This window comes from Vannielia litorea, assembly GCF_018424695.1.
Taxonomy (GTDB): domain Bacteria; phylum Pseudomonadota; class Alphaproteobacteria; order Rhodobacterales; family Rhodobacteraceae; genus Vannielia; species Vannielia litorea_A.
Genome location: NZ_QTNQ01000119.1, coordinates 1 through 9,116, shown reverse-complemented (window position 1 = coordinate 9,116; position 9,116 = coordinate 1). Strand labels below are relative to the sequence as shown.

General features: G+C 66.9%; 13 protein-coding genes. 4 read left to right on the top strand and 9 right to left on the bottom strand.

The window, feature by feature from the left end; genetic code table 11:
* Positions 1 to 28 precede the first annotated feature (28 nt).
* Together DYI42_RS22175 and mce are read right to left on the bottom strand one after the other, a co-directional pair.
* Complete coding sequence (locus DYI42_RS22175; RefSeq protein WP_213549077.1) at positions 29 to 322, bottom strand: DUF1467 family protein; 294 nt, start codon at positions 320 to 322, stop codon at positions 29 to 31.
* On the bottom strand, positions 322 to 726 hold the full coding sequence (gene mce, locus DYI42_RS22170; RefSeq protein WP_140015353.1) for a methylmalonyl-CoA epimerase: 405 nt from the start codon (positions 724 to 726) through the stop codon (positions 322 to 324). Before mce ends, DYI42_RS22175 begins: the two co-directional genes overlap by 1 nt.
* A gap of 149 nt (positions 727 to 875) precedes the next feature.
* On the opposite strand from mce, the gene DYI42_RS22165 reads away from it, so the two are divergent.
* Entirely contained in the window at positions 876 to 1,601 is a 726-nt protein-coding gene (locus DYI42_RS22165; RefSeq protein ID WP_213549076.1) for a response regulator, read from the top strand.
* 265 nt (positions 1,602 to 1,866) lie between these two features.
* Here the strand turns inward: DYI42_RS22165 and DYI42_RS22160 are convergent, their stop codons facing one another.
* Entirely contained in the window at positions 1,867 to 2,592 is a 726-nt protein-coding gene (locus DYI42_RS22160; RefSeq protein ID WP_213549075.1) for a GNAT family N-acetyltransferase, read from the bottom strand.
* A 159-nt stretch (positions 2,593 to 2,751) separates the two neighbouring features.
* Here DYI42_RS22160 and DYI42_RS22155 point away from each other — a divergent pair, with 159 nt between their 5' ends.
* Positions 2,752 to 2,940 (top strand): hypothetical protein, encoded by a 189-nt coding sequence (locus DYI42_RS22155; protein WP_213549074.1) that lies wholly within the window; start codon positions 2,752 to 2,754, stop codon positions 2,938 to 2,940.
* A 14-nt stretch (positions 2,941 to 2,954) separates the two neighbouring features.
* Here DYI42_RS22155 and DYI42_RS22150 read toward each other — a convergent pair whose 3' ends face one another.
* Both DYI42_RS22150 and DYI42_RS22145 read right to left on the bottom strand, forming a co-directional pair.
* A complete protein-coding gene (locus tag DYI42_RS22150) occupies positions 2,955 to 4,169 on the bottom strand; it encodes a DUF1501 domain-containing protein (protein ID WP_213549072.1) in 1,215 nt (404 codons plus the stop codon).
* A 4-nt stretch (positions 4,170 to 4,173) separates the two neighbouring features.
* The gene (locus tag DYI42_RS22145; RefSeq protein WP_213549070.1) at positions 4,174 to 5,547 is read right to left on the bottom strand and encodes a DUF1800 domain-containing protein; all 1,374 of its coding nucleotides are present in this window, start codon (positions 5,545 to 5,547) and stop codon (positions 4,174 to 4,176) included.
* 201 nt (positions 5,548 to 5,748) lie between these two features.
* Here DYI42_RS22145 and DYI42_RS22140 point away from each other — a divergent pair, with 201 nt between their 5' ends.
* The gene (locus DYI42_RS22140) at positions 5,749 to 6,225 is read left to right on the top strand and encodes a hemerythrin domain-containing protein (RefSeq protein ID WP_213549068.1); all 477 of its coding nucleotides are present in this window, start codon (positions 5,749 to 5,751) and stop codon (positions 6,223 to 6,225) included.
* A 45-nt stretch (positions 6,226 to 6,270) separates the two neighbouring features.
* Here DYI42_RS22140 and DYI42_RS22135 read toward each other — a convergent pair whose 3' ends face one another.
* Together DYI42_RS22135 and DYI42_RS22130 are read right to left on the bottom strand one after the other, a co-directional pair.
* Positions 6,271 to 6,831: a hypothetical protein gene (locus DYI42_RS22135; RefSeq protein WP_244868086.1), complete on the bottom strand. Its 561-nt coding sequence runs from the start codon at positions 6,829 to 6,831 to the stop codon at positions 6,271 to 6,273.
* 284 nt (positions 6,832 to 7,115) lie between these two features.
* Complete coding sequence (locus DYI42_RS22130) at positions 7,116 to 7,685, bottom strand: carboxymuconolactone decarboxylase family protein (RefSeq protein WP_213549066.1); 570 nt, start codon at positions 7,683 to 7,685, stop codon at positions 7,116 to 7,118.
* Positions 7,686 to 7,833: 148 nt separating this feature from the next.
* On the opposite strand from DYI42_RS22130, the gene DYI42_RS22125 reads away from it, so the two are divergent.
* Positions 7,834 to 8,427, top strand: coding sequence for a TetR/AcrR family transcriptional regulator (locus DYI42_RS22125; protein ID WP_213549064.1), 594 nt, complete (start codon positions 7,834 to 7,836; stop codon positions 8,425 to 8,427).
* A gap of 12 nt (positions 8,428 to 8,439) precedes the next feature.
* Here the strand turns inward: DYI42_RS22125 and DYI42_RS22120 are convergent, their stop codons facing one another.
* Both DYI42_RS22120 and DYI42_RS22115 read right to left on the bottom strand, forming a co-directional pair.
* On the bottom strand, positions 8,440 to 8,736 hold the full coding sequence (locus tag DYI42_RS22120; RefSeq protein WP_213549062.1) for a hypothetical protein: 297 nt from the start codon (positions 8,734 to 8,736) through the stop codon (positions 8,440 to 8,442).
* A gap of 94 nt (positions 8,737 to 8,830) precedes the next feature.
* Positions 8,831 to 9,116 (bottom strand): chloramphenicol phosphotransferase CPT family protein (locus DYI42_RS22115; protein WP_244868085.1); only part of this gene is annotated, 286 nt, incomplete at its 5' end.

Sequence of the window (9,116 nt, the reverse complement as noted above, 5' to 3'; positions counted from 1 at the left end):
GACGCTTCCTGCGCCCCTCCGCCAGCGCCTATTGCCCCTCCACGATCGGCCCCTTGGGCCCGAACCGCTCCAGCATGTCGAAGTCGGAGATGGAAATCACACCGGAGATGATCACCGCGCAAATCAGCCCGGCCACCGGCACGGCGATGAGCGTGGTGATCTTCAGCCGCTTGCCCAGCTTGAAATCCGCAGGCGCGCCGGCATGGGTGCCCGGCACCACCTCGCCCGCTTCCTGCTGGCTCTTCATCCGCACCGGCAACACCAGAAACAGCACCATGAACCATGTGATGGCCAGGACGACGAGGGCGGCGGTGATGCTCATCAGACCTGCTCCAGCTCCACCAGGCAGCCGTTGAAATCCTTGGGATGCAAAAACAGCACCGGCTTGCCATGGGCGCCGATCTTCGGCTCGCCGCTGCCGAGCACCCGGGCCCCTTCGGCCTTCAGCTTGTCACGCGCGGCGAGGATGTCATCCACCTCGTAGCAGATATGGTGAATGCCGCCTGCGGGGTTCTTTTCAAGAAAACCGGCAATCGGGCTGCCTTCGCCGAGCGGATAGAGCAGCTCGATCTTGGTGTTGGGCAAGGTAATGAACACAACCGTCACGCCGTGGTCGGGCTCGTCCTGCGGCGCGCCGACATCGGCGCCCAGAGTGCCGCGATACTGCGCGGCGGCGGCCTCAAGGTCGGGCACCGCGATGGCCACGTGGTTCAACCGTCCGATCATGTCATGTCTCCCTCGCAACTCTGCGGGCGTTATGACGCCCGTGCAGGCACCCGGCAAGACGCGCCTTTGTCGCAATCGGGCGGGGATGTTTACGAAGTTTTAGCAATGTTGGTGTCAGGTCAGGGGGTAACGCCTTGAGGGAGGCTCTCATGACCGACGACATCTCGCAATTTCCGATCCCCCCGCAAAAGCCCACCCGTGAGCGGCCCCTGCTTGGCGCCACCGTTCTGGTGGTGGAAGACAGCCGGTTTGCGTCCGAGGCGGTGCGCCTGCTCTGCCTGCGCTCAGGCGCCCGGATCCGGCGGGCCGATACGCTCGCCTCGGCGCACCGCCACCTGCAGGTGTACCGGCCCACGGCGGTGATCGTCGATCTCGGGCTGCCCGACGGCTCGGGCCTTGAACTCATCAGCGACCTCGCCCGCTCCGACACCCGTGTGCCGGTGCTGCTGGCCACCTCCGGAGATCCGGTGACGGAGGACGCTGCCCTTGAGGCGGGGGCCGACGGGTTCATCCAGAAGCCGATCACCAGCCTCGCCGCCTTCCAGCAGGCCATCCTGGCCCGCCTGCCCGAGGGCGCCCAGCCGATGGGGCCACGCGCGCTTTCGGCAGATATCATCGCCCCCGACCCGCTGGCCCTGCGCGACGATCTCGCCCATGTGGCCGATGTGCTCTCCACCGGCGAGGGCGATCCGCAGATGCTCGATTACGTGGCCCAGTTTCTTGGCTCCGTGGCCCAATGTGCATCCGATGAGCGGCTGGCCGAGGCCGCCGCCGGGCTCGCTGGCGCCCGCGCCGCGGGGCGCGGCGGCACCTCCGAGGCCGCCGCCATCTCGCAACTGGTCGCCCACAGGCTCGAAGGCACCATCGCTCTCTGACCGCCACGGGGCACTCCCGCCCCCGGCCTGCGGGCTGCGCCCTTGCCCGGCGTTGGGCCGGGCACGCGGCTTGCGCCGCGTGCGGGCTCCAGTTGCAATGTTTGTTTGCAAGCCGCGCCGAGACAGCTGGTTGAAACGGACCTCCAAAAGAGAGTCGGGCCTCCGGCAGGAGTATTTTTAAGCAAGAAAATAAGGCGAGGGAGGCTCGGTTAGCTATCCCTGGCTTCCGCCCGCAACAGGGGGCTTCCCTGAGTGGCTCGCCCGCTCAGCGCGCAGCCTGAAACGCCGGGTCAGAGGCGGCACGCACGAGCCGGGTGAGGTCTCCCAGCCGCTCGATCTGGCGGCCAGCGGCGTCGAAGTTCTCCGGCCGGAGCCAGGCGCGGTAGGCTTCGCGCAGGGCGGGCCATTCCTTGTCGATCGCGGCAAACCAAGCGGTGTCCCGATTGCGGCCCTTCAACACCATCGCCTGCCGAAACACGCCCTCGTAGCTCAGGCCCAGCCGCTCGGCGGCGCGGCGCGAGGAGATGTTGAGCGCGTTGCACTTCCACTCAAACCGCCGATACCCCGCCTCGAAGGCCCATTCGATCAGCAGGCAAAACGCCTCGGTCGCCGCGCGGGTGCGTTGCAGCTCCGGCGAGAGCGCGATGTAGCCCAGCTCGATTGAGCCCGCTTCCGGCGCGATCCGCATCAGGGCGCAGGTGCCACCCCATTGCCCGGTATCGCGGTTCTGGATGGCAAACTGCATCGGATCTGCGCCCGCCTCGGCCTCCCGCGCCCAGCGGTGGTACTGCGCCGCCGAGTGAAACGGGCCGACAGGCATGAAATCCCAAAGCGCATCATGGCCTGAAAATGCGCGGTAAAGCGTGGCGGCGTGAGTGTCGGCACTGAGGCGTTCGAGCCTGGCCCAGCGCCCCTGCACCGCGGCCATCCCGGGCCGCTCCGGCGGCACCCAGCCCTTCAGCTCTTCTCCCAGGAGCCCCGCGTCACCCATCCGTTTACCTCATGTCAACCTTGATGCTGTCCTTTCGACCCCATTGGGCAAGGAAAACCCGCAAAATGGCACGCGCTGTCCACGCGGCTGCCGCATTTCGCCCGCAGTTTCGGGCCAGGAGCAGCAGACCACGCCACTGCGGCGCAAAGGAGCGCAGCCATGAAACGCATCGCAAATGCCTTCTGGTCGGAAGACGAGGGCAACGTCACCACCGACTGGCTCGTGCTCATGGCCGGAGTCGTCTCGCTGGGCTTTGCCGTGGCCGCCACCGTGGCCACCGGCACACAGACCGTTACCGCCGAGGCCACCGACGAGGCCACCACCATCGAGGTCTCGGGCGAGGTCTGATTGGCGCCGCTGGCCTAAAGGACGATCCGGGGCGCGCCAGCGTAATCGAGCCTAGGAAATACGCTGCCCGAAAGCGCCTCCCGCGAGAGCCCGAAGAACCCTTCCATCGCACGCGCCGCATAGGCGCGGACATCTTCGGTCGGCATCAGGTCGCGCCGCGCATAGAGATCCGCCTCCGCCAGCCCGGGCCAGCGGCCATACACCTGGCCGCCCTTCATCGCTCCGCCCGCCATCAGCATCAGCCCGCCGGTGCCGTGATCGGTGCCCCCGGTGCCATTCTCGCGCACCGTGCGGCCGAACTCCGTCATCGCGATCACGCCGGTCTTGCCCCAGAGCGGCCCGAGGCCGGCGCGCATCAGCGAAATGACATCGGCAAGCTGACCGAGCGTCCGGGGCAGCGTTCGGGCCTGCGTGTTGTGGGTGTCCCAGCCGCCCAGCGAGAAGGCGGCAATCCGTGTGTCGCCGCGCAGCCGCTGCACCGCGAACTCCGCCATCTGCATATGCGCGCCCTTGCCGCCAGGGGCCTGCATCATCGCATCCATCTCGCCGTCTTCGACCTCGCGCCCGGCGGCCTCGGCGGCGGCGATGTCTTCGGAAAGCGTCAGCGCTTCCAGCACGGCGGCCCGGTAGGCGGGATGCTCTTCATAAACCATCTCGATCAGCCGCCGGGCCTGGGGCGAGAGCGCCAGCCGCGTGCCGGGTGACCAGTTGGCCGCCGGGGCGGCGCCTGTGAGCATCAGCAGATCTTCCTGCCCGATCGCATAGGCCGTGTCAGCCTCAAGGCCGGGCACAGCCTGAAGCATCCGGTTCAGCCAGCCATCGCGCGCCGCGCCCTCGCCCGCGTCAAACCCGGTGCCCGCCTCCAGCAGATCCTGCCCGTCGAAATGGCTGCGCCTGTCACGATAGGGCGTGGAGACGGCATGGGCAAAGCCAAGCTCACCGGCCTCCCAAAGCGGGTGCAACGGGGCGAGCGCCGGATGCAGGGTGAAGAACCCGTCCAGCGCCAGCCCGTCGCCCGCCGCCAATGTGGGGCGGGCCGCGGCGAAGGCCGGATCGCCCACCGGGCGCACCACGTCCAGCCCATCCATCGCGCCGCGCAGGATCAGCACCACCAGCCGGTTGTCCCAGGGTGCGGCGGCGAAGGCCATGGAGGTCAGCAGCGGCGAGGCCGCCGCCGAGCAGCCAGCGGTGGCCAGAAAGTTTCGCCGTGTCAGCAGCAGCCTGCTCATCGCCTCACCTCCGTTGAAAATCCGGCGAGGCAAGGATGATCCCCACCCCCTCGGCTTCCCGTTCCGCCGCCCTGGCGGCAAATGCCAGCCGCTCACTGGCCTGGCGGCCCAGCGCCGTTACGACAAACCTCCGCGGATCGGGCAGTGAAAGCCCCTCGACCCGGCTCACCGACATCGCCCAGTTGATCCGCCCCGCCAGCCCCTGCGGCGTCAGCCAATGCGCCCCGTCTTCGGCCCAGCCATCGGGGCCGAGGGGCTGCTCCCAGGGCTGGCCCATCGCCTGCATCGGGCGCAGGAAATAGAGCATCATCTTGCGGAAGCCCAACCCGGTCAGCTGGCGCCCCTCCACGCCCAGCGCCCGGCAGGCCGAGGCCAGAAAGTCGTAGGGCTGTTTCGTCTTCGCCAGCGGACCCCAGGCCTCGGGGTGCTCCAGCAGGGCTTCGGTCACCGCGCCAAGGTCGCCCCCGGTCTCCTCGAAGCGGGCGCGCAGGGCCGCCACCAGCCCCTCCGGCGGGGTGTCGGAGACGAAATGCACCGCCAGCTTGCGGGCGATATGGTCGGCGGTATCGGGGTGCACGGCAATGTCATCGAGCACGGCGTGCACATGCTCCAACCGCGCCTTCCGCCCGCCATAGACCTTACCCAAAACCTCTTCTTCACCCGGTTCGGCGCGCCGGGGCCGAAAGACCATGCCTTGCCGCAGATTCATCGTCAGCCCGGTCAGAAGCTCGGCAAACTGGCGCACGTCCTCCTGAGTATATCGCCCGCCCACACCCATCGTGTGCAGTTCCAGCACCTCCCGGGCCAGGTTCTCGTTCAGCCCGCGCGTCTTGCCGCGCTCCGCCTGCCGCGCTGCGTAATTCGAGCCCGGCCCGACAGAGCCGTTCTGGTCAAGGTAGAGCAACATCAGCGGATGGGTGACAGCGGCCTTGAGCATCGCGGCGAACGACCCGGTCACATGGGGGCGGATGGCATCCTCCACGAAGCGCTGCACCGCCTTGCGCGCCACGCCCTTGCCCTTCACCGTGAAATGATCGGCCCAAAAGCGGGTAAGCCGCTCGCGCAGCGGGTGCGGGGCCTCCAGGGCACGGGCGAGCGTGGCCGCAAGCATGTCGGTGTGGGCCTCCCGGTCGTCCACCAGCATCGCCTTGATCTTCTTCAGCGCGGTTTCGTCTCCCGCCCGCCGGGCCTTGCTCAGGTCCGAGAACTCCCGATACCACGGCAGGCGCTCGGCAAAGGGGGCAATCGGGAAGGCCGCCGCCATATCGTCCGGCCCGTGCAGCGCCGCCACCATCTCGGCCACGCTCCCGGGCGGCGCATGGCGCGGCGACAGGCCATAGCCAAAGCGGATCGCGGCAATCTCGGGGCTGAAACTCACGTGGCCCTCTCTGTCATTGCTGGCCTCTTCGGGGGTGCAACGCGTCCGCCCCCGGTTTCCGTCGAAGATAAGCCATGCCGGGCCGCCGCGCGAGGGCCGCCCGGGTCACGGTTGCGCGTGGCCACACGCATTGCGCCGGAACCCGCCGCCTCGGCGGAGCGTTTCACCGGCAATTCATACAATCAAACCGGAGCCACGCCGATGCCCGACATCTACGCCGCCATCAAGGCCGACCACGACCGCCACCGCGAGCTGCTCGCCACCCTCGAAGACACCTCGGGCGCCAGCGACACCCGCGCCGCCGCCTGGAGAGAATTCTACCACGACGTGAAAGCCCATGCCGCCGCCGAGGAAGAAACCTTCTACTCCAAGCTCATCTCCGAAACCTGGGGCCAGGAGCACGCCCGCCATTCCGTCCACGAGCATCAGGAGCTCGATGACATCATGGAAGAGCTGAACGAGATGGACATGGCCTCCCCCGGCTGGCTCACCCGCTTCAAGACCCTGAAGCATGACTACGAGCACCACATCGACGAGGAAGAGAACGAGATATTCGAGCGCGCCCGCGAGGTGATTTCAAATGACGAGATCGCGGGCTACGGCGAGCGCTTCGAAGCCCGGAAGAAGAAAGAAGCCAAGCTGATCGAGGAAAAGAAGGCGGACGCGCTGGAGGAGTAGGCTGGGCAATCGGCCCTCCGTCCCGCCAAATGCGGGCGCTTTGCCTCAACGCTCCATCATCATTTCATGCACCGCCTGCATGCCGTTCTCGGCCATCCGGCTGACCTCTCCGGCATGAACATGCAGCGCCTCCACCACCTCCGGGTCGGTGGAGGTCTGCGTCACCACGATGCCCTCCTCCGTCACCTCGACGTCGCTCTCGATCACGCCTGTCCGCGCGAAGAAGATGTCGAGCGTCGGCGACTGGATGAAGATTTTCGGGTCGCGCCCCTGGCCCACCCGGTCGATCATGCCGACCACGTGGCTTACCAGCGCGTCCATCACCTCCGTGTCGGAAGAGCGTGTGACGGTGCGGATTCCGTCCGGCAGCAGCTCCACCTCGCGCGAAAACGTATCGAAATTGCGAAACATCACTGCCAGCTCCGCGCTCTCCGCCTCGGTGGCATCCTCGCCCCGCAGCCCCGGCATGTTGACCTCGTCATGCCCGGTGCCATCCGCCCCGTGGCCATGCCCATGCATCCCGCCGCCATGCATCTGCGCCAGCGCCAGGCCAGCCGTGCCCAGGGCCAGCGTCCCCGCAACGATCCAAACCGCAACCCGTGCCATGCCGTCTCTCCTCAGCCACCGTGTGGGGAGAGCCTAGCCGAAAACACATTCAACATCACGCATGAATATGCGGGGGCCTCTGCGCCAAATCGCCCCGGAGCTTGCGGCTCCGGGGCGGTGCTGGTGTCAGGCCCGGCGGCGCTTGCGCAAAAGCTTCTGCGCGAGCTTCCAGACGGCCCAGTATTTGAAGAGTTTCTTCATGGGTCAATCCTCCGTTTGCAGGAACAACTCGGCCGCGCCGCAACCGTTCCCCCGGGGGGGGCGAGCGCCGACCCCGGCAAAAGTCAGGCCGCCTTCGCGCCCTTCTTCTCCCAGGCAAACGGCTGCATCACCTCGTCCACCGGCGTCTCGGCGAGGTGGTTGGTGTAGTTCGACATCACCTTCTGCGCGATGCCCAGCACGATCTCCAGCACCTGCCGCTTGGTGTAGCCTGCATCGAGGAAGGTCTGCACCTGCGCCTCGCTCACCTCGCCGCGCTGGCGCACCATCTCCAGCGTAAAGGTCCGCAGCGCCTCCAAATGCGCGGTCGGCAGCGGGGTTTCATCGCGCAGCGCCTCGGAAATCGCGTCATCCACCTTCATCGCCTTGGCGATGCCGGTGTGGGCGGGCACGCAGTAGTGGCAGGCGTGTTCCACGTTGATCGTCTGCCAGACCACGGTGATTTCGTCCTTGTCGAAACTGGTGTTGTTTTGAAACAGCCCGTGCAGCACCTGGTAGCCCTCCATCAGCGCCGGCGCCTCGGCCATGACCTTGTGCAGCCCGGGCAGGCGGCCAAAGGCCTTCTTCGATTTCTCGATCAGCGGCAGGCTTTCGGCGGGGGCGGTGGTTTCGTCATGCAGGGTGAACTCGGTCATCAGGGGCTCCTTTGGTGGGTTTGGCGGGCCGCGTGGCCCTTGGCGCAGAACATGGCGCATTTGAGCGATCACTCAATTCCAAACTTTGAGCAATCACTCAAACGTGAGACGGGCAGACATCGCCGCGCCCCGCCCCTATATTCCTAGCATGAGCCGCGCCGCCCCCTATAACCGCGAAACCGCGATTGATGCCGCCCTCGCCCTCTTCTGGCGCCGGGGCTATCATGCGACCTCGTTGAAAGACCTCGAAGGCGCCCTTTCGATGAAGCCCGGCTCGATCTACGCGGCCTTCAACAGCAAAGAGGCGTTGTTTCGCGAGGCCTTGCAGCTCTATCGCAACCGCAGCGAGAAGAACGTGCGTGCCCGCGCCAAAAGCGCCGCCTCCCCGCTGGAGGCCCTTGCCGAGCACGCCCGACGCACTGGCCGCCCCAAAAGCGGCAGCCCAGCTGGCTGCATCCTCGTCAAGACCGTGCTGGAGCTTGCCGACGAGCCCTCGCAGGCGGGCGAGGATGCGCGCACATATCTGCGGGAGATGCAGGATCTGTTCTTCGCCCTCTTCGAGCAGGCCCGCGCCAGCGGAGAACTGCCCACCGGCGCCGACAGCCGCAGGCTGGCCCGTCGCTTCCAGTCCAACATGTTCGGCCTTGCCGTCGAAACCCTGCGCGGCTCCCCGGCAGAAGACCTGGCCGCACTGGCCGATGATATGGCTGAAGAGGTGCTGCGGCTCAGGCAGCGGCAGTAGGCATCGGGTGGCTCAGGCCGGATCGACCGGCGCAAAGCTCTCCCAGTTCTCGCCCATCGCCACAATGCAGGCCCGCCCGTCGGTGTAGTTCTGCACCATCGTCCAGTCGCCCGAGCGTTCCGTCACCCAGAACTCCACAAAGGTCTCCGGCCCCCGAAGCCCACGGCTCGCCAGCGTGGCCCCGAACCGGGTTTCCAGCCTTTCGACAAGCCGCGCACGATCGTCGCAAAACACATCGGAGGTGGGGCTGCCAGCAGAGGCGGCGATGGGCACGAAAGCCAGAACGGTGAAGAGCAAAACCCGCTGCATGCCCGAATCGTAGCACGCCGATCAGAGCGACGTAACAGTTTTATGACGCAAAACCGCAGCATCCGTAGGGTGGGCAATCTGCCCACCACCCCGCTCACCCGAAGAATGCCGAAACCCCGGCGCGCCGCTCCCATGCTTCCACCACGCGGGCCGCATTCACCACCGCCGCGTCCTCGCCGCGCAACTCAAGGTCATAGCGCTTGCCCAGATGCACAACGCCCGCATCTCTCGCGGCATCGCCCGCCGCCCTGTCTGCCCGCCCCGCCTCCCGGCGCGCCAACTCGGCCAAGTCGCAGTGCAGGGCAACAAAAAACACATCCCGCCCCGCCAGCACCGCGCGCAGTGCCTCATGCCACTCAGGCGTCTCGATGATATGGTCC

What these genes read in the sequence shown, in the direction of transcription:
- DYI42_RS22165 (WP_213549076.1), top strand. Translation starts at nt 876, where the DNA reads ATGACCGACGACATCTCGCAATTTCCGATCCCCCCGCAAAAGCCCACC.
- DYI42_RS22160 (WP_213549075.1), bottom strand. Translation starts at nt 2,592, where the DNA reads ATGGGTGACGCGGGGCTCCTGGGAGAAGAGCTGAAGGGCTGGGTGCCG.
- DYI42_RS22120 (WP_213549062.1), bottom strand. Translation starts at nt 8,736, where the DNA reads ATGCAGCGGGTTTTGCTCTTCACCGTTCTGGCTTTCGTGCCCATCGCC.
- DYI42_RS22135 (WP_244868086.1), bottom strand. Translation starts at nt 6,831, where the DNA reads ATGGCACGGGTTGCGGTTTGGATCGTTGCGGGGACGCTGGCCCTGGGC.
- DYI42_RS22125 (WP_213549064.1), top strand. Translation starts at nt 7,834, where the DNA reads ATGAGCCGCGCCGCCCCCTATAACCGCGAAACCGCGATTGATGCCGCC.
- DYI42_RS22140 (WP_213549068.1), top strand. Translation starts at nt 5,749, where the DNA reads ATGCCCGACATCTACGCCGCCATCAAGGCCGACCACGACCGCCACCGC.
- DYI42_RS22175 (WP_213549077.1), bottom strand. Translation starts at nt 322, where the DNA reads ATGAGCATCACCGCCGCCCTCGTCGTCCTGGCCATCACATGGTTCATG.
- DYI42_RS22150 (WP_213549072.1), bottom strand. Translation starts at nt 4,169, where the DNA reads ATGAGCAGGCTGCTGCTGACACGGCGAAACTTTCTGGCCACCGCTGGC.
- DYI42_RS22130 (WP_213549066.1), bottom strand. Translation starts at nt 7,685, where the DNA reads ATGACCGAGTTCACCCTGCATGACGAAACCACCGCCCCCGCCGAAAGC.
- mce (WP_140015353.1), bottom strand. Translation starts at nt 726, where the DNA reads ATGATCGGACGGTTGAACCACGTGGCCATCGCGGTGCCCGACCTTGAG.
- DYI42_RS22155 (WP_213549074.1), top strand. Translation starts at nt 2,752, where the DNA reads ATGAAACGCATCGCAAATGCCTTCTGGTCGGAAGACGAGGGCAACGTC.